Annotated in this window: 17 protein-coding genes; 11 read left to right on the top strand and 6 right to left on the bottom strand. The window is 67.1% G+C overall.

Annotation, left to right across the window (positions count from 1 at the left end; translation table 11 throughout):
- The first annotated feature begins 44 nt into the window (after positions 1-44).
- The 3 genes from ACZK4H_RS07145 to ACZK4H_RS07135 are packed head-to-tail and all read left to right on the top strand — an operon-like array spanning position 45 to position 2310.
- Positions 45-359, top strand: a complete 315-nt coding sequence (locus ACZK4H_RS07145) for a DUF3649 domain-containing protein (protein ID WP_099552614.1) — start codon at positions 45-47, stop codon at positions 357-359.
- Complete coding sequence (locus ACZK4H_RS07140) at positions 356-1984, top strand: PepSY-associated TM helix domain-containing protein (RefSeq protein ID WP_099552613.1); 1629 nt, start codon at positions 356-358, stop codon at positions 1982-1984. Before ACZK4H_RS07145 ends, ACZK4H_RS07140 begins: the two co-directional genes overlap by 4 nt.
- Positions 1981-2310: a DUF3325 domain-containing protein gene (locus ACZK4H_RS07135; RefSeq protein ID WP_099552612.1), complete on the top strand. Its 330-nt coding sequence runs from the start codon at positions 1981-1983 to the stop codon at positions 2308-2310. Before ACZK4H_RS07140 ends, ACZK4H_RS07135 begins: the two co-directional genes overlap by 4 nt.
- A 155-nt stretch (positions 2311-2465) precedes the next feature.
- Here the strand turns inward: ACZK4H_RS07135 and rlmKL are convergent, their stop codons facing one another.
- A complete protein-coding gene (rlmKL, locus tag ACZK4H_RS07130; protein WP_099552611.1) occupies positions 2466-4604 on the bottom strand; it encodes a bifunctional 23S rRNA (guanine(2069)-N(7))-methyltransferase RlmK/23S rRNA (guanine(2445)-N(2))-methyltransferase RlmL in 2139 nt (712 codons plus the stop codon).
- 145 nt (positions 4605-4749) lie between these two features.
- Positions 4750-5277, bottom strand: a complete 528-nt coding sequence (locus tag ACZK4H_RS07125; protein WP_099552610.1) for an alpha/beta hydrolase — start codon at positions 5275-5277, stop codon at positions 4750-4752.
- 72 nt (positions 5278-5349) lie between these two features.
- Here ACZK4H_RS07125 and ACZK4H_RS07120 point away from each other — a divergent pair, with 72 nt between their 5' ends.
- The gene (locus ACZK4H_RS07120; protein ID WP_099552609.1) at positions 5350-5916 is read left to right on the top strand and encodes an N-acetylmuramoyl-L-alanine amidase; all 567 of its coding nucleotides are present in this window, start codon (positions 5350-5352) and stop codon (positions 5914-5916) included.
- A 286-nt stretch (positions 5917-6202) separates the two neighbouring features.
- On the opposite strand, the gene ACZK4H_RS07115 is transcribed toward ACZK4H_RS07120, so the two are convergent.
- The 3 genes from ACZK4H_RS07115 to ACZK4H_RS07105 form a co-directional block, all read right to left on the bottom strand.
- The gene (locus ACZK4H_RS07115; protein ID WP_099552608.1) at positions 6203-7105 is read right to left on the bottom strand and encodes a sulfurtransferase; all 903 of its coding nucleotides are present in this window, start codon (positions 7103-7105) and stop codon (positions 6203-6205) included.
- Positions 7102-7905 (bottom strand): CoA pyrophosphatase, encoded by an 804-nt coding sequence (locus ACZK4H_RS07110; RefSeq protein WP_099552607.1) that lies wholly within the window; start codon positions 7903-7905, stop codon positions 7102-7104. The genes ACZK4H_RS07115 and ACZK4H_RS07110 overlap by 4 nt, the downstream gene beginning before the upstream one ends.
- Positions 7906-8120: 215 nt before the next feature.
- On the bottom strand, positions 8121-8822 hold the full coding sequence (locus ACZK4H_RS07105) for an FKBP-type peptidyl-prolyl cis-trans isomerase N-terminal domain-containing protein (RefSeq protein ID WP_005408797.1): 702 nt from the start codon (positions 8820-8822) through the stop codon (positions 8121-8123).
- A 167-nt stretch (positions 8823-8989) separates the two neighbouring features.
- Between ACZK4H_RS07105 and ACZK4H_RS07100 the strand changes: the two genes are divergently transcribed.
- From ACZK4H_RS07100 to nth, 3 genes are read left to right on the top strand one after another with little or no spacing between them, the layout of a single operon-like run.
- The gene (locus ACZK4H_RS07100; RefSeq protein ID WP_099552606.1) at positions 8990-9772 is read left to right on the top strand and encodes an enoyl-CoA hydratase/isomerase family protein; all 783 of its coding nucleotides are present in this window, start codon (positions 8990-8992) and stop codon (positions 9770-9772) included.
- Between the two features lie 4 nt (positions 9773-9776).
- Positions 9777-10130: a hypothetical protein gene (locus tag ACZK4H_RS07095; RefSeq protein WP_099603912.1), complete on the top strand. Its 354-nt coding sequence runs from the start codon at positions 9777-9779 to the stop codon at positions 10128-10130.
- Entirely contained in the window at positions 10130-10822 is a 693-nt protein-coding gene (nth, locus tag ACZK4H_RS07090) for an endonuclease III (RefSeq protein ID WP_099552604.1), read from the top strand. The genes ACZK4H_RS07095 and nth overlap by 1 nt, the downstream gene beginning before the upstream one ends.
- Positions 10823-10903: 81 nt before the next feature.
- On the opposite strand, the gene ACZK4H_RS07085 is transcribed toward nth, so the two are convergent.
- Entirely contained in the window at positions 10904-12136 is a 1233-nt protein-coding gene (locus ACZK4H_RS07085; RefSeq protein ID WP_099552603.1) for a porin, read from the bottom strand.
- A gap of 507 nt (positions 12137-12643) precedes the next feature.
- On the opposite strand from ACZK4H_RS07085, the gene pstS (ACZK4H_RS07080) reads away from it, so the two are divergent.
- From pstS (ACZK4H_RS07080) to pstA, 4 genes are all read left to right on the top strand, one after another.
- Entirely contained in the window at positions 12644-13660 is a 1017-nt protein-coding gene (gene pstS, locus ACZK4H_RS07080) for a phosphate ABC transporter substrate-binding protein PstS (protein WP_014646540.1), read from the top strand.
- Positions 13661-14344: 684 nt separating this feature from the next.
- Positions 14345-15433, top strand: coding sequence for a phosphate ABC transporter substrate-binding protein PstS (gene pstS, locus ACZK4H_RS07075; protein WP_099552602.1), 1089 nt, complete (start codon positions 14345-14347; stop codon positions 15431-15433).
- Between the two features lie 82 nt (positions 15434-15515).
- Positions 15516-16484 carry a phosphate ABC transporter permease subunit PstC gene (gene pstC / locus ACZK4H_RS07070; RefSeq protein WP_008267250.1) on the top strand — a complete coding sequence of 323 codons (969 nt, stop codon included), beginning with the start codon at positions 15516-15518 and terminating at the stop codon, positions 16482-16484.
- Positions 16484-17347 (top strand): phosphate ABC transporter permease PstA, encoded by an 864-nt coding sequence (gene pstA / locus ACZK4H_RS07065; RefSeq protein WP_032127902.1) that lies wholly within the window; start codon positions 16484-16486, stop codon positions 17345-17347. The genes pstC and pstA overlap by 1 nt, the downstream gene beginning before the upstream one ends.
- Positions 17348-17357 lie beyond the last annotated feature (10 nt).

Genomic DNA, 17357 nt, shown 5'->3' with positions numbered 1-17357 from the left:
CAGTGGTGCGCCGGCCTTCTTCCACCGAAACCTGCAGGAATGCCGTGGACCGCTCGCCCGCAACCGCCAGCCCCCGCACCTTCTTCTCCAACCCGCGCTGGGGCGTGCTGTCACGTTCGTTGGCCGCGATCTTCGGCGGCTATGCGCTGGCCTCGGTGACCAGCGTGTTCTGCGCGGTGGCGCTGCCCGGCGCGCGCGGGCAGACCGTGCTGACCGGCATGCTGCTGGCGATCCTGGTCGCCGCCTGTGCCGCACTGTGGGCATTCGCCACCCGCAGCGCGCTGCGCGCATGGGTGGGCATCCTCGTCCCGGCCCTGCTGATGGCAGGCATTGCGCGCCTGATGGGGGCCTGGGCATGAAGAACGGATTCCGCCAATCGATGGCCTGGCTGCACACCTGGACCGGACTGCTGGTCGGCTGGTTGCTGCTGCTGATCTTCATGGCCGGCACAGCCAGTTACTACCGCGAGGAAATCAGCCGCTGGATGCGCCCGGAGCTGCCAGCCAACAAGGTCAGCATCGATGTGTCCGCGCAGCGCGCGGTGGACTACCTGCAGGCCAATGCCGGCCAGGCCGAGAACTGGTTCGTCACACTGCCGCAGCCGCGCAACCCGGCCATGCAGATGTTCTGGCGGTTGCCACCGGAGCTGGCCGACCCCAGCCGTGGCCGCCGCGGTCGCTTCGGCGACGCCACGCTGGACCCGAACACCGGCCAGGAGTTGAAAGCGCGCGAGACCCGCGGCGGCGACTTCTTCTACCGCCTGCACTTCGACCTGCACTACATCCCGGTGCTGTGGGCGCGCTACCTGGTCGGCTTCTGCGCGATGTTCATGCTGGTAGCGATCATCACCGGCGTCATCACCCACAAGAAAATCTTCAAGGACTTCTTCACCTTCCGCAAGGACAAGGGCCTGCGCTCCTGGCTCGACTTCCACAACGTCAGTGCGGTGATGGCGCTGCCGTACCACGCGATGATCACCTACACCGGCATTGTGACGTTGATGATCATGTACCTGCCGTGGGGGGTGAAGGTGGCCTACCCGCAGGATGAGGACAAGTTCTTCTTCGAGGCCTTCGGTGGCATGCCGGAGGTGACCGCACCGGCCGAAGGCCGCGCCGCGCCGCTGCCGATCGCACAGCTGCTGGACAGCGCACGCGCGCATTGGCACGGCGTGGAAGTGGCCGGCTTCACCGTGTCCAATCCGGGCGCGGCCAATGCGGTGATCGATATCCGCCAGCGCGACGGCAAGCGACTGTCCACCGACACCCCGGCCGTGCGCTACAACATGGTCAGCGGTGCGCTGCTGGAAGAAACACCGCCCTCCGGTGGCGCCACCGCCACCCGTGGCGTGCTGTACGGCCTGCATCTGGCACGTTTTGCCGACTGGGGCCTGCGCGCGTTGTTCTTCCTGTCCGGCCTGGTCGGCTGCCTGATGGTGGCCAGCGGCGTGGTGCTGTGGGCGGTGAAGGAACGGCCGAAGCATGCCAAGAGTGGACACACCGGCTTCGGCCTGCGCCTGGTCGATGCGCTGAACATCGGCACCGTCGCCGGCCTGCCAATCGCCTTCGCAGCCTACTTCTGGGGCAACCGCCTGCTGCCGCTGGACATCGCCGAGCGCTCCAGCGCCGAGGCCAACGTGTTCTTCTATGCCTGGGGCGCGGCACTGCTGGCGGCCTTCATCTGGCCCAAACGGATGATGTGGGCGTGGCAGCTGTACCTCGGTGCGGCGGCGTTCGCGCTGGTGCCAGTGGTCAATGCCCTGACCACGCACGCCCACCTGGGCGTCACGCTGCGCAGCGGTGATTGGGTGCTGGCCGGCTTCGACCTGTCGATGATCGCCTTCGGCGCGATGCTGGCACTATGCGGCTGGCGCATGCAGCACTGGACGCCACCGCTGTCTGCGGCCGAGAAGAAGAAGCGCGCCGCTGCAGCAGCAGCGCCGAAGGCATCAGTCGAAGCGACCGAAGCGGAGGCCAGCGCATGATGCTGCTCGCTCTGACGCTGTCGTTCTCTGCGTTCACCGCCCTGTCGCTGGCGATGGAAAAGCACCAGCACGACCTGCATGGCAAGGCCGCTGCCGCACCCGCACGGCGGATGCAGTGGCGGGTGCTGGGCTGGGCGCTGCTGACGGCGGCGTTCGCACTGTGCGTGGCCGACCACGGCTGGGCGATGGGCCCGGTGCTGTGGCTGGGCGCGATGACCGTGGGCGGCGTGGTGCTGTCGTTCGGGTTGTATCCGTATCGTCCGCGCTGGATCGCGCCGCTGGCGATCGCGCTGCCCGTGGCCGGGCTGCTGGTGGCGTTGCTGTAACCGCCATCCACGCGTGGCGTGGATCTACTGAACAACCATCCACGCGTGGCGTGGATCTACCGGCCAGATATGGGTAGTGCCGGCCGCTGGCCGGCATCCCATGAACCCTCTGCGGATCTGACACCGTTGCCGGCCAGCGGCCGGCACTACCGGAATTACCCCAACCGCTTCAGCTCCCACGCGCGGTGGATGCGCGCGTTGCGCTCGAAGTCCGGACCAATCGTGCGCGCGGTGATCTCGCGGCACTGGGCGAACTCGGCGATGGCGTTCTCTTCCAGCTTGAAGCGGCGGAAGTTGTTGGAGAAGTACAGCACGCCGCCGGGCGCCAATCGTGCCACCGCCGCGCGCAGCAGCTTCAGCTGCTCGCGCTGCACGTCGAAGTCATCGGCACGGGCGGAGTTGGAGAAGGTCGGCGGATCGCAGAAGATCACGTCGTACTGCCCACGGTCGCCCTCCAGCCAGGCCATTGCATCGGCCTGCACCAGCAGATGCTGGTTGCCGCCCTGCCCGTTCAAGGCCAGGTTGTCGTAGCACCACTGCAGGTAGGTCGCCGACAGGTCGACGCTGGTGGTGCTGGCGGCACCGGCCACGGCGGCCTGCACGCTGGCCACGCCGGTGTAGCAGAACAGGTTGAGGAAGCGCTTGCCGCGCACCTGCTCGGCCATCATCCGGCGCAGCGGGCGATGGTCGAGGAACAGGCCGGTATCGAGGTAGTCGAACAGGTTCACCTGCAGCAGCGCGTTGTTCTCGCGCACCACGATGAATTCGTCACGCTGCTCGAAGCGGCCGTACTTGCTGCCGCCCTTGCCGCGTTCGCGCGACTTCATCGAGACCTGCTCCGGCGGTACGCCGAACACTTCACGCGCGGCGGCCAGCAGTTCGTTGCGACGGCGGCGCACGTCGTTCTCCGGAATCGCGGCCGGTGCGGCGTACTCCTGCACATGCAGGAAGGTGCGGCGCTTGCCACCCTCTTCCTCGTAGACGTCAATGGCGGCCGCGTATTCCGGCAGGTCGGCGTCATAGGCACGGAAGCAGGTGATGTCTTCACGGGTGCGCCAGCTCTTGAACTTCTTCAGGTTCTTGCGCAGGCGGTTGGCCACCATCTGCGCACCTTCGCTCAGTTCGCGTGGCTGCGCCGGGTCGCGGCCCGGCACAGCGATCGGGTCGCAGACGATCAGCGCGCATTCCAGCGCACCGTTGAACATCTGGTACTTCTTGCCGGCGCGCAGGCCGGTGGCAAAGGCCAGTTCGTCGTTGCCACACAGCAGGCTGGCGCGCCACTGCGGCACGGCCTTCTGCAGGGCATTGCCCAGTGCACGGTAAAGCGCCGGATCGGCGGCCAGGCGTTCGTCGTACGGCGGATTGCAGACCACCGCGCCGATCTCCTGTTCGGGCGCAGCCAGGTCGGCCACGTCGGCACGGGTGAAGCGGATCGCATGAGCGACGCCCGCGACCTCGGCGTTCTCGCGCGCCGCCTGGATGGCGGCCGGGTCGATGTCACTGCCGTGGATGACCGGCTTCAGCGCGGCCAGGCCTGCGGCCTCACGGTCACGCGCTTCGCTCTGGATGGCCTTCCAGGCGGCCTTGTCGAAGCCCAGCCAGCGGCTCGGCGGCAGGCTGCCATGGCGCATCAGGCCGGGAGCGACGTCGGCGGCCATCAGCGCGCCTTCGATCAGCAGCGTGCCGCTGCCGCACATCGGGTCCAGCAGGCCACCGCCGGCGGCATGCAGGCGCGGCCACTGCGCGCGCAGCAGCAGCGCGGCGGCCAGGTTTTCCTTCAGCGGTGCCTCGTGGGCGGCGCCACGCCAGCCACGGCGATGCAGCGGGCCACCGCCGAGGTCGATCGACAGCGAGGCACGGCCCTTGCGCAGCGACAGGTTGACGCGCACGTCCGGCAGGTCGGTGTTGACCGACGGGCGCTCCAGGCCTTCGTCACGCATGCGGTCGACGATGGCGTCCTTGATCCGCTGCGCGGCGAAACGCGCATGGGTGATCTTGTCGCCGGACACGTGCGCGTCCACCGCCAGGGTCATCTCCGGCTTGATGTGCTCCTGCCAGGGCAGCGCACGCACGCCGTCGTACAGGGCCTGTTCGTCCGGGCATTCGAATTCGTCGATCGGCCACAGCACGCGGCTGGCCAAGCGCGACCACATCACGATCCGCAGCGCCTGCTCCAGTTCGCCCTCGGCGTTGACGCCGGCAATGGTGGCAGTGGCCTTGCCAAGGCCCAGGGCCGACAGTTCATCGGCAAGCAGGTATTCCAGGCCCTTGGCGCAGGAGACGAAGAATTTCACGGGATCGGTTCGCAGGTGGTCGGGCGCGGCACAGGGGCCGGGCCAGTCGGAAAGGAGGGCCGTAGGCACGGCCGGCAGGCCCGCGCCGGGGGCGGCGGGGCTGCCATTGTAGTCAAAGCGGGCGGGCGCGCCGTGCGCCCGGGCTTCACAGTTGCCGTAGCAGGCGCTCGAAGGCCTGCGCGGAGGCCTCCACGTGGCGTTCCAGGCGGTGGCCGTCATCGACCAGCAGCAGCTGCGCGGCGCGCGCCTGTGCCCAGGCGATGACCCCGGCGGCCGGGACCACATCGTCATGCCAGGCCTGCACCACCGTGGTCGGCACCGCGGCGGCATCCAGTGCCGGCATCGGACCCATGGTGGTCGGCGGCACCATCAGGAACAGGCCGGCCACCGGCACCTGCAGCGAGGCGATGGCGGAGATGTAGGCGCCCAGGCTGGAGCCGGCCAGCACCACCGGGCCCTGCCGGGCGGCAAGGGCGGTGCGTTCGACCAGGCGGCGCAGGCGGGTCGGCACGTCGCCTACCCGGCTGACCTCGCTCATGGCGTCCAGGTCGGTGTAGTCGGGGCGCTCGTGGGTCCAGCCCAGGCGCTGCGCCACCTCCGCCAGCGCGGTGACCTTGGTCGCTTCCGGGCCGCTCTCGAAGCCGTGGGACAGGATGCAGTGGCCGCGGCTCACGCGCAGGCTCCGTGCGCGCGGTTCGACAAGGAAAGGGAAGGCAGGTTCATGCCGCAATGCTAGCATCGCCGGATGCCCAACCCGCTCCTGCCCGGCCTGCAGCTGCAGCCCCTGCCCTACGAAGACCGTCTGCCGCTGCGCGACCCGGCCACGCTGGAGATGGTGGTGATCCACTGCACCGAGCTGCCCGATCTGGTGATGGCGCGGGAGTACGGGCAGCGCGTGCTGTACGACAGTGGCGCCGGCAACAGCGGCCATTTCTACATCGACCGTGATGGCCGCGTGGTGCAGTACGTGGCACCGGAACGCGTGGCCCACCACGTACGCGGCATGAACGCGCATTCGCTGGGCATCGAGCTGGTCAACACCGGGCGCTACCCGCACTGGTTCGACAGCCGTCACCAGGCGATGGACGAGGCCTACACCGAGGCGCAGCTGGTGGCGCTGGAGGCGCTGCTACTGGCGCTGGTGGCGCGCTATCCGTCGCTGCGGCGGATTGCCGGGCACGACCAGCTGGATCTTGAGCAGGTGCCGGCCAGCGACGACCCGACGCTGATGGTGGCGCGCAAGCGTGATCCGGGGCCGTTGTTCCCATGGGCGCGGGTGCTGGCGAAGGTGCCGTTGCAGCCTGTTGGGTAAGCGGCAGGGCTGCGCCCTGCACCCGCAGAAGCAACGTCAACGTCAAAAGCCGGCATTCGGTGGGATGGCGGGGTGGATCCGGTTGCGGGGGACGCCGTAAACCCGTCCCTGGGGGCTTGGCCGCGGCATCCATGCCGCGGACACCCCCGCAACCGGACCCACCCCGCCTTCGACAGTTTCCCGCTGCTGTTGGTGGGTGCCGACCGTTGGTCGGCACGGGGTCGAATCGATCGGAGGGTGCCTTTGTAGAGTTGAGCCGCGCTCGACTGCGTTTTGCCCGGATCGCTCAGGCGCCGGTCGCCACCGGGCGGCTGCTGTCGCTGACCCACCCGCTCCACGAATCGGCGTAGATACGCGCGCCGGACAGGCCGGCCGCTTCCATCGCCAGCAGCAGATGGCAGGCGGTCACGCCGGAGCCACACATCAGCACCACCTGCTGCGGATCACGGTTGCCGATCACGCCCTGCAGTTCGGCGCGCAGCGCCTGTGCGTCGCGCAGGCGGCCGTCGAGTACGTTCAATGCGAACGGGCGGTTGACCGCGCCAGGCACGTGGCCGGCGACCGGGTCCAGCGGCTCGACTTCACCGCGGAAGCGCTCACCCGCGCGCGCGTCGACCAGCCAGCCCTGCGCATGCTTCAGCCGCGCGGTGATTTCATCGGCATTGGCGATCTGTGTGGTGTCGAAGCGGCCCGGGTAGGCAGGCAACGCCGTCACTTCAGTCTGGCCGCTCGCCAGCGCGTGACCAGCCGCCTGCCAGGCGGCGATGCCACCGTCGAGCACGGCAACCCTGCTGTGACCCATCAGGCGCAGCAGCCACCACAGGCGCGAGGCGGCCATGCTGCCGTCGCTGCCGTCGTAGACCACCACCTGGGTGTCGGGGCCGATGCCCCACTGCCCCAGCTTTGCGGCAAAGGCATCGCTGTCCGGCAGTGGATGGCGACCATGGCCGACGCGCGACAGATCGGACAGGTCACGATTGAGATCGGCATACACCGCACCCGGGATATGACCTGCCAGATACTGGCCGCTTCCCGCCTGCGGGTCGGCCAGCGAGGAACGCGCATCAACCACGCGCACCGCAGTGCTGGCGGTGGCGCGTGCGTCGACCACGCGGATGCCCTCGCCCAACGTGGCAGCCAGGGTGGCGACATCGACCAGGGTGGTCCACGACGGATCGATCAGGTTCATTGCACTTGCTCCAGGCGGCGACGCAGGTTGTAGAGAATGGCCGCGGTGGCGCCCCAGATGCGCTGGCCGGGCCAGCCGTACTCAAGGACGTGGCGGATGCGGCCGCGATGGTTGATTTCGACCTGACGCAGGTTGTCGGCCGCCATCAGGTAGTCCAGCGGCACCTCGAACACCTCGGCCACTTCGCTGGGCTGCGGCACCGGCACGAAGTCCGGATCGACCACCGCCACCACCGGGGTGACCCGATAGCCGGTGATCGTCACGAAGGGATCCAGGTAGCCCAGCGCCTGCACCTGGCCGGGCGCCAGTGCGATTTCTTCCTGGCTCTCGCGCAATGCCGCCGCCAGAGCGTCGCGGTCGTCGGGCTCGGTGCGGCCGCCGGGGAATCCGACCTGGCCACCATGCGTGCGCAGGGTTTCGGTGCGGCGGGTGAGGATCACCTGCGCGCCATTGGCACGCGGCACGATACCCGCGAGCACGGCCGCCTCCACCGGAGGGCCGGACGGCAACAGGTCGATCAGCTCGCTGCGGTTCCAGCCGTCGCCGGCCGGCGGTTCGGCCAAGGGGTGCAGCGCGCGCATCAGTCGTTCGTGGTCGGCCAGCGAGCCGCGCAGTGATTGCTGGAGTTGCGCGCGCAGCGGCTGCACGCGATGCAGGATGCGACTGCGTTCGTCGTGGCTCATCGACGACCACCGTGCGATTTCATCGATATGCCGCCCGCAGCCGGTGCACTGCCGGTGCGGATCCAGCGTGCACACTCCGATGCAGGGACTTGCGACAACACGCGCCGATTCTTCCATTGTTTGCACCCGCCAACAGTAGCGCGAATGGGCTGGATTTGCGCGGGTGGCCCGGCCGGACGGTAGAGTCGACTGTCAGTCGACGCGCGCGCACCGCGGGCGTTTTCTTGATGTGACCCAAGTGCAGTCGACTGACAGTCGACTCTACCGTCAGGAGCTGCGCAAACAAAAACGCGCCGGTGGAATCACCGGCGCGTTTCGTTTACGACTTCGATTTACTTGACGCTGACCAGCTTGATCTCGAACTGCACAGCCACGTTCGGCGGGAACGGGGTGCGCGGGTCGGCACCGTAGGCCTGGTCCGGCGGCAGGGTGACTTCCCACTTCGAGCCTGCCGGCATCTGCAGCAGGGTCTCGCGCATGGCCTTCATTTCGACTTCGCTGACCTTGATCGACGGGATCTGCTGGGCCGGGCGGGCTTCGGTCGGGCGCTGGCCGTACGGGAACGGACCGGCCACTTCCAGCTGCACGGTGCTGGCCTGGGTCGGCTTGGCACCCTTGCCGGCCTCGATCACGCGGTACTGGACGCCGCTCGGCAGCGACTGCACACCGGCCTTGGCCTTGTTCGCCGCGATGAACTGATCGCTCTTGGTCTTGTTTTCGGCAGCAGCCTTTTCGTACTCGGCCTTGGCAGCCTGGGCACGGCCCTGCTCGCGCTTCTGGAACGCTTCAACGGCCGGCTTCAGCTGCTCGGCGGTGATCGCCGGCTGCTTCTTGGCGTAGGCATCCTGCAGGCCCTTCACCACCGAGTTGATGTCCAGCTGCTCACCACGACCGGTCAGCTCCGCCAGGTTGTTGCCGTAGTCGTAACCGAAGTAGTAGCTCAGCTTGCCCTTTTCGGACGAAACGTCCTGGGCGAAGGCATTGCCCGTCAGGGCCAGGGCCGCGACGGCGACCGCGATAGAACGCAACTTCATCAAACAGTTCTCCAGGGGTGGTAACTCAGGGACGTTCTGCGCCGCCCTGAGGCGACGGGTTAGGATAACGGGCGCAACGTGTAACCGCTACTCACGATGCAGGCTATGACCCGTCTGCGTTCGCGGAGTTCAATATCACTTTTTTTTAACGTTCCAGGAGTTTCCCCGTGGCCGATGCCCTGATCGCTGTCACCGACGACGGCGCCATCCGCACCGTGACCGTCCAGCGCCCGGACAAGCTCAACGCCCTCAATGCCGCGACCCTGCAGGCCCTGGCCGAGGCCTTCAGTGCTGCCGCCGCAGACCCGGGGGTGCGCGTGGTGGTGCTGACCGGCGCTGGCCCGAAGGCGTTCGTGGCCGGCGCCGACATTGCCGAGATGAACACACTCAGCGCGGTTCAGGGACGTGATTTCTCGCTGCTGGGCCAGGCCCTGATGCGCCAGATCGAGCGCATGCCCAAGCCGGTCATCGCCCGCGTGAACGGTTTTGCCTTGGGTGGCGGCCTGGAACTGGCCATGGCCTGCCACCTGCGCATCGCCGCCGATACCGCCAAAGTCGGCCAACCGGAAATCAATCTCGGCCTGATTCCCGGCTTCGGCGGCAGCCAGCGCCTGCTGCGCCTGTGCGGCCGCGCCGCCACCCTGGAGCTCTGCCTGCTGGGTGCACCGATCAACGCCGCACGTGCGCTGGAACTGGGGATTGTCAACGAGGTGGTGCCGGCCGACGCGCTGGACAATCGCGTGAATGACGTCGCCCGCCAGCTGGCGCGCTCGGCGCCGCTGGCCCTGCGCGGCCTGCTGGACGCGGTGCACGTGGGTGGCGAATGCAGCCTGGAAGCCGGGCTGGAATACGAAAGCGCGCAGTTCGGCCTGCTGTTCGCCACCGAGGACATGCGCGAGGGAACCAGCGCCTTCCTGCAGCGCCGTCCGCCGGCCTTCCAGAACCGCTGACGCCATGGCATCCCGACCCAACCCCGCGCAGCTGTTCGTCCGGGTCCAGGCAGACGATCTCGATGGCGCCCTGCAGGCCGGTCTGATGGACTATGTCGCCCGCGCCGACGACGCGCAGTTGCTGCCCGGCCACCCGGAACTCCCGCAGCGCTTGCAGCAGGCCCAGCAGCAGCTTCAGGCCGCCTGGGCGGCACGCGAACGCTACCGCGCCCGTGCGGTGCGACTGGCCCGCCGGGAAGCCGAACGCGACGCGCGGCGCACGCCGGCCCCGGCGCCGGACGTGAAGCCCGCCCTGCCCGCTGCGGCGGCCGCCATCCTCGCCCGGGCCAAGGCCCGCGCCAGCGGCAAGGAGCAGTAATGGCCACCACGAAGAAGACCCCACGCGCCCCGGCGCTGCGTGGCGGCACGATGCCGCGCGCCGACGTGGTGGAAATGTTCACCCGCCTGCGTGAACTCAATCCGCACCCCAAGACCGAACTGGAGTACAGCTCGCCGTTCGAGCTGCTGGTGGCGGTCGCGCTGTCGGCGCAGGCCACCGACGTCGGCGTCAACAAGGCCACGCGCCGTTTGTTCCCGGTCGCCAACACGCCGGCGAAGATCCTTGCGCTTGGCGAGGACGGGCTGAAGCAGTACATCGCCACCATCGGCCTGTTCAACGCCAAGGCCAAGAACGTGATCGCCACCTGCGCGATCCTGCTGGAAAAGCATGGTGGTGAAGTGCCGCGCGATCGCGATGCGCTGGAAGCGCTGCCGGGCGTGGGCCGCAAGACCGCCAACGTGGTGCTCAACACCGCGTTCGGCGAGCCGGTGATGGCGGTGGACACGCATATCTTCCGCGTCTCCAACCGTACCGGCCTCGCCCCGGGAAAGAATGTGCGCGACGTGGAAGACAAGCTGGTGAAGGTGATTCCCGCCGAGTTCCTGCTCGACGCGCATCACTGGCTGATCCTGCACGGTCGTTATGTGTGCAAGGCGCGCAAGCCGGATTGCCCGGGGTGCGTGATCGCCGATCTGTGCCGGTTCAAGGAAAAGACCACGGCCGAGGCATGACGCAGTCTCTGTTGTGACCAAACGAAGACGGCGGGCACGAGGCCCGCCGTCTGTGTTTCAGGACAAGCGTGCTTCAGGAGATCAGAACGACAGGTCGCCCCATACGCCGAATTCCTTGGTCTTGTCGTTCTTCTTGTCGCCGGCGTTGGCCAGGTGCGTGTACTTGTACACGGTCGACAGCTTGAGGTTCTTCATGACCGGGAACTCGACGCCGACGTTCCAGTACTTGTCGCTCAAGGTCGGGTCCAGGGTCTTGCTGACGTCGGTGTCATCGTAACGACCGAACACGTTGATGCCGCCATCGGTCACGCGCACGCTGCCCCACACCGACCAGCCGCTGGACTTGTCGGTGGCAACGGTCATCACGTTGTTGAGGTTCTTGGCCTGGAAGTACTCACCACCGACGCGGAAGTCGCTGCTGGCGTAGGCCACCATCGCGTTGGCGCGGGTGTAGGTGTTCTCGGAACTCTGGATGTCGGTTTCCTTGCCCAGCTTGCCGCTGTAGCCGCCGACGGCAACCACGAAGTTCTCGTTCGGGGTGTAGGCCACGCGGCCTTCCACGTCCATGCCCTTGCTGCGGGTCGGGTTCTTGTAGCCGGCGCCGGACACCACCGAGACGGCGTAGTTGAAGTTGTTGCCCAGGTTGCCGAAGCCATGCAGGCCCCAGTCGGACGAGTTGCCATACTTCAGGCGGTCGGTCAGGGTGTTCTCGACATAGCGCATGCCGTAGAACTTCTCGACGTACGGGATCCACGGCATGTCGGCGGCACCGACGCGCAGGTTGAAGGCCGGGTCGAAGCTGCCCTGCACGTAGGCCTTCTTGACGAACAGTTCGGTGTTGCCGATGGCCGAGCTGTACTGGAAGTCGGTGGTCAGGTTCGCCGACCAGATGTCGTTGAACTTGTGGTCGACGGTCAGGTAGAAGCGCTTGACGTCCAGACCGGTGCCGCTGGCGGCGGTGTCCTTGCCGTTGCTGGTCTTGTCGATGTTGGTCAGGTCGAAGAACATGCGACCGCCGATCTTGTTGTCATTGACCAGCTTGGCCAGCTTGTCGACGCTGGTCTGGGTCTTCTGTGCACCTTCCAGCGCCTGCGCCTGGGTGATGTTCACTTCGGACTGCGCGTCGGACTGCGCCTGCAGCGCCTGCGAATCGTTCTGCAACTGCTGGACCTGGGCCTGCAGCGCGGCGATCTGTGCCTGCAGCTGCTGCAGCTGTGCCTGGGATACGCCCGAGCTGGCGGGGGCTGCGAAGGCGTCGGCGGAAACCAGACCGAGGCTTGCAACGACCGCGGCGGCGAGCAAATGGGAACGCATTTTGGATCTCTCCAGAGGGTTGGAATGGCTTGGGCAGAACGCCACGCCGGCAGGCCGGTCAAGCGTTTTGCGAACGTTCCGTTAAAACCATGACAGTCGAATGACAAACTGCGCACCAAACACAGGTTTCTTCGTGCGGTCATGCGGACGACGCATTTGCGCCGGCATCTGTGTCGAGGCCTTGCGGCACATGGCGTGATGTATCCGCTTCAACACGCAACGCGGCACCATGCATCCCGGTGCGGGACATGGCATCGCTGCCGGATGCCCATTCCCGGGATGCGTGCGCGCCAGCGTGGAGGCTCCGACAGCGACATATAGAGGAGGGCGGCGCGCCCCCCTGCCGCCCCTCGACCGCGCGCCAATCCTTCACGGACACCGCCGCAGCTGTAACGGCCAGCGCTGTAACGGTTGCGTCATACAACGGTCCCTGCGCTGTCATCGAACCGTTATGGAATGTGCGCCGGGCGGGTAACCCCGCATCCCAATCAACCCAGGAGCCACCCCGTGATCCACGCCTTCAAGTCGCGCGTTGCCGTTGCCGTCTTCGCAGCGTCGTCCGTGTTCGCCGCCAACGCCGCTGAAATCACCGGCGCGGGCGCCTCGTTCATCTACCCGGTGATGTCGAAGTGGTCGGCCGACTACAACGCCGCCACCAGCAACAAGGTCAACTACCAGTCGATCGGCTCCGGCGGTGGTATCGCCCAGATCAAGGCCAAGACCGTTGATTTCGGCTCCTCCGACGCCCCGCTGAAGCCGGAAGAACTGGCCGCTTCGGGCCTGGCGCAGTTCCCGTCGGTGATCGGCGGCGTGGTGCCGGTGGTCAACGTGGCCGGCATCGCCCCGGGCGCACTGAAGCTGGACGGCACCGTGCTGGCCAACATCTTCCTGGGCAAGATCAAGACCTGGAACGACCCGGCCATCGCCGCGCTGAACCCGGGCGTGACCCTGCCGAGCGCCAAGATCACCGTCGTGCACCGTTCGGACGGCTCGGGCACCACCTTCAACTTCGTCAACTACCTGTCCAAGGTCAGCCCGGAGTGGAAGAGCTCGGTCGGTGAAGGCACCTCGGTCCAGTGGCCGGCCGGCATCGGCGGCAAGGGCAACGAAGGCGTTGCTGCCTACGTGAAGCAGATCAAGGGCGGCATCGGCTACGTCGAACTGTCCTACGCGCTGCAGAACAAGCTGTCGTACACCGCGATGAAGAATGCCGCCGGCCGCTTCGTGCAGCCGAGCGACGCGTCGTTCGCCGCCGCCGCTGCCAGCGCCGACTGGGCCAGCGCCAAGGACTTCTACCTGGTGATGACCAACGCCCCCGGCGCCGAGTCCTGGCCGATCACCGCCACCAACTTCATCCTGGTGCACAAGAAGCCGAAGAACGCTGCCAACGGCAAGGCCACCCAGGAGTTCTTCCGCTGGGTCTACAAGAGCGGCGACGCCCAGGCCCGCCAGCTGGACTACGTGCCGCTGCCGGACAGCCTGGTCCGCCAGATCGAGACCTACTGGTCGCAGAACCTGAAGTAAGCGTTCCCCCCGCAGGAACGGGGTCGGCGGGTCCTCTCTCCCCCGCCGATCCCACCCGGGCGCGAGATCCTCGAGATCTCGCGCTCTTCTTGTTTTTGGGGGTTGATCGTGAAGAGCGCTGCGCTTCCAATCTACTGCCCGGAGTCGGCGCAGGGCCCAGCCCGGGACACGCCGTAAACCCCGCTCCGCGGTCCGGCCCAGCCGCTGGCGGCTGTGCGTTCGGGCGCTTGCGAGGCAGTGCCTCGCAGGCAAACCGCCCTCACCCTTGGGGGCTCGGCCACGGCATCCATGCCGTGGACGGTCCTGCACGGCCTGGCCCACCGACTCTGGACAGTTCATCGCGGGCGCGGTGGGGTCATGGAAGGCAGGAGCAAAGGCAGGAGCGTTTGTAGAGCCGAGCCCATGCTCGGCTGGGTGCTGGAGCGTGCGGACCAACGGTCCGCACCTACCGAGGGCAGGGAGCAGTCGAGTATGGCTCGACTCTACAAGGGCCAACCGACCGTCATATCGGTGCGCAGATCGGGGGTTTCCCGGCACCTGCCGGATCGGCGCCAACCCCGTGAAACCCTTGTCAGAACGTGATCCAGGACACCTCTGTCATGGTCGTAATACGGCTGTAACAAAAACATCATTTCATAGCCGCATCCGCCGACCACGTCGGCTCTTCCCCGCTATGGAGTGACCATGAAACTGCACTCGGCCGGCCTTGCCGCCCTTTCCCTGGCCATCGCCCTGGGCCTGTCGGCCTGCGGTGGCGACAAGCAGGCCGCGCAGCAGCCGGCTGCCGACGGTGCCGCTGCCCCGGCAGCTGCCGGTGCCAAGGTGACCGCCGAAGTGTCCGGCGCGGGCGCGTCCTTCATCTTCCCGCTGGTCTCCAAGTGGTCGGCTGACTACAACACCAGCACCGGCGCCAAGATCAACTACCAGTCGATCGGCTCGGGCGGCGGTATCGCCCAGATCAAGGCCGGCACCGTCGACTTCGGTTCCTCCGACAAGCCGCTGAGCAGCGAAGAGCTGGCCCAGGCCGGCTTGGCGCAGTTCCCGTCCGCCATCGGCGGCGTGGTGCCGGTGGTCAACATCGAAGGCCTGGAAGCCGGCAAGCTGCGCCTGAGCGGCGCCCTGCTGGCCGACATCTTCCTGGGCAAGGTCAAGACCTGGAACGACCCGGCCATCGTCGCCGCCAACCCGGGCGTGAAGCTGCCGGACGGCAAGATCACCCTGGTCCACCGTTCGGACGGTTCGGGCACCACCTTCAACTTCTCCAACTACCTGTCCAAGGTCAGCCCGGAGTGGAAGAGCAAGGTTGGCGAGGGCACCTCGGTGCAGTGGCCGGACGGAGTGGGTGGCAAGGGCAATGAAGGCGTCGCTTCCTACGTGAAGCAGATCAAGGGCTCGATCGGCTACGTCGAACTGGCCTACGCGCTGCAGAACGGCATGCCGTACACCGCCATGCAGAACGCCGCCGGCAACTGGGTCGAGCCGAGCGCGGAAACCTTCGCCGCTGCGGCCGCCAGCGCCGACTGGGCCAGCGCCAAGGACTTCAACCTGGTCATCACCAACGCCCCGGGCGAGCAGGCGTGGCCGATCACCGCCACCAACTTCATGCTCATGCAGAAGCAGCCGAAGGACGCCAAGCGCAACCAGGACACCCTGGCCTTCTTCAAGTGGGCCTTCGAAAACGGCCAGGCCCAGGCCAACGAGCTGCACTACGTGCCGCTGCCGGCCGAACTGGTCAAGCAGATCGAGGCCTACTGGGCGTCCGACCTGAAGTGATGGACACGACGGTGCCCGCCCCGCGCGGGCACCGCCGCTTCCACGCCGTGCCGCCCCGCCCCTTCCTGGCCCTGCCGTCCCCATGAATGCCATCGCCCAGCCTGTAGCCGCCCCGTCCACGCGTGATGCGCGTGATGCCCGCAACGACAAACTGTTCCGATGGGTGCTGGTCGGCACCGTCATCTTCGTCCTGATCGCCCTGGCCTGCGCCGCGCTGTCGATGCTGTGGGGCGGCCGCCATGCCCTGCAGATGCAGGGCCTGAGCTTCTTCTTCTCCGCCGACTGGAATCCGGTCGAAAACAAGTTCGGCGCCCTCGCCCCGATCTACGGCACCCTGGTCACCGCGCTCATCGCGATGGTCATCGCCGTGCCGGTCAGCTTCGGCATCGCCTTCTTCCTCACCGAAGTCGCCCCGCGCTGGCTGCGTGGCCCGGTCGGTACCGCCATCGAACTGCTGGCCGGCATTCCCTCGATCATCTACGGCATGTGGGGCCTGTTCGTGCTGGTGCCGGTGATGACCGAGTACGTCACCCCGTTCCTCAACGAAACCCTGGGCGAATGGCCGATCATCGGCCCGATGTTCCAGGGCCCGCCGCTCGGCATCGGCATGCTCACCGCCGGTTTCGTGCTGGCCATCATGGTCATTCCGTTCATCTCCTCGGTGATGCGCGAAGTGTTCCTGACCGTGCCGACCCGCCTGAAGGAATCGGCCTATGCGCTGGGTTCCACCAAGTGGGAAGTGAGCTGGGACATCGTGCTGCCCTACACCCGCTCGGCGGTGATCGGCGGCATTTTCCTCGGCCTCGGCCGCGCCCTGGGCGAGACGATGGCGGTGGCCTTCGTGATCGGCAACAGCGTGCGCCTGTCGCCGTCGCTGCTGGAACCGGGCACCACCATCGCCGCGCTGATCGCCAACGATTTCGGCGAAGCCACTGAAACCTACCGCTCGGCCCTGCTGCTGCTCGGCTTCGTTCTGTTCATCGTCACCTTCGTGGTGCTGGCCATCGCCCGCCTGATGTTGATGCGCCTGTCCCGCAAGGAGGGCAACTGATGTCCACCACCGCTGATTCGTTGTACCTGCGCCGCCGCATCGGCAATGTCGTTGCGATCACCGCCTCCTGCGCCACTGCGCTGTTCGGCCTGTTCTTCCTGGGCTGGATCCTGTTCACCCTGGCCTCCAAGGGCCTGGCCGGCATCAACTGGGATCTCTTCACCAAGATGACGCCGCCGCCGATGCAGGAAGGCGGCCTCGCCAACGCCTTCTTCGGCAGTGCCGTGATGTGCGCGCTGGCGATCGGCATCGGCACCCCGCTGGGCGTGCTGGCCGGCACCTGGCTGGCCGAGTACGGCAACGCCCGCAAGGCCGGCACCGTGGTCCGCTTCGTCAACGACATCCTGCTGTCGGCCCCGTCCATCGTGCTGGGCCTGTTCGTCTACACCCTGTACGTGATGCAGACCGGCGGCAACTTCTCGGCGTTTGCCGGTGCCCTGTCGCTGGCCTTCATCGTGCTGCCGGTGGTGGTGCGCACCACCGACGAGATGCTGCGCCTGGTGCCCTCGCAGATGCGTGAGGCGGCCCTGTCGCTGGGCATCCCGCAGTGGAAGGTGATCGTGCAGGTGCTGTACCGCAGTGCCTCGGCCGGCATCATCACCGGCATCCTGCTGGCGCTGGCCCGCATCTCCGGCGAAACCGCGCCGCTGCTGTTCACCGCCTTCGGCAACCAGTACTGGAACAACAACATCTTCCAGCCGATGGCCTCGGTGCCGGTGGTGATGAACCAGTTCGCCGGCAGCCCGTATGAATCCTGGCAGGTTCTGGCCTGGGCCGGTGCCCTGGTGCTGACTGTCTTCGTGTTGCTGGTCAGCCTTGCCGCCCGCGGCATCCTGCTGCGCAACCGTATCTCCCATGACTGACCTTTCCGTG

It is taken from the genome of Stenotrophomonas sp. 78350_Sma (genome assembly GCF_056482105.1).
This window is presented reverse-complemented; position numbering and strand designations above follow the sequence as displayed.

Excerpts from the sequence above, each read along its gene's own strand:
- ACZK4H_RS07140 (WP_099552613.1), top strand. The coding sequence starts at position 356 with ATGAAGAACGGATTCCGCCAATCGATGGCCTGGCTGCACACCTGGACC.
- ACZK4H_RS07135 (WP_099552612.1), top strand. The coding sequence starts at position 1,981 with ATGATGCTGCTCGCTCTGACGCTGTCGTTCTCTGCGTTCACCGCCCTG.
- ACZK4H_RS07120 (WP_099552609.1), top strand. The coding sequence starts at position 5,350 with ATGCCCAACCCGCTCCTGCCCGGCCTGCAGCTGCAGCCCCTGCCCTAC.
- ACZK4H_RS07115 (WP_099552608.1), bottom strand. The coding sequence starts at position 7,105 with ATGAACCTGATCGATCCGTCGTGGACCACCCTGGTCGATGTCGCCACC.
- ACZK4H_RS07110 (WP_099552607.1), bottom strand. The coding sequence starts at position 7,905 with ATGGAAGAATCGGCGCGTGTTGTCGCAAGTCCCTGCATCGGAGTGTGC.
- ACZK4H_RS07105 (WP_005408797.1), bottom strand. The coding sequence starts at position 8,822 with ATGAAGTTGCGTTCTATCGCGGTCGCCGTCGCGGCCCTGGCCCTGACG.
- ACZK4H_RS07095 (WP_099603912.1), top strand. The coding sequence starts at position 9,777 with ATGGCATCCCGACCCAACCCCGCGCAGCTGTTCGTCCGGGTCCAGGCA.
- nth (WP_099552604.1), top strand. The coding sequence starts at position 10,130 with ATGGCCACCACGAAGAAGACCCCACGCGCCCCGGCGCTGCGTGGCGGC.
- ACZK4H_RS07085 (WP_099552603.1), bottom strand. The coding sequence starts at position 12,136 with ATGCGTTCCCATTTGCTCGCCGCCGCGGTCGTTGCAAGCCTCGGTCTG.
- pstS (WP_099552602.1), top strand. The coding sequence starts at position 14,345 with ATGAAACTGCACTCGGCCGGCCTTGCCGCCCTTTCCCTGGCCATCGCC.
- pstC (WP_008267250.1), top strand. The coding sequence starts at position 15,516 with ATGAATGCCATCGCCCAGCCTGTAGCCGCCCCGTCCACGCGTGATGCG.
- pstA (WP_032127902.1), top strand. The coding sequence starts at position 16,484 with ATGTCCACCACCGCTGATTCGTTGTACCTGCGCCGCCGCATCGGCAAT.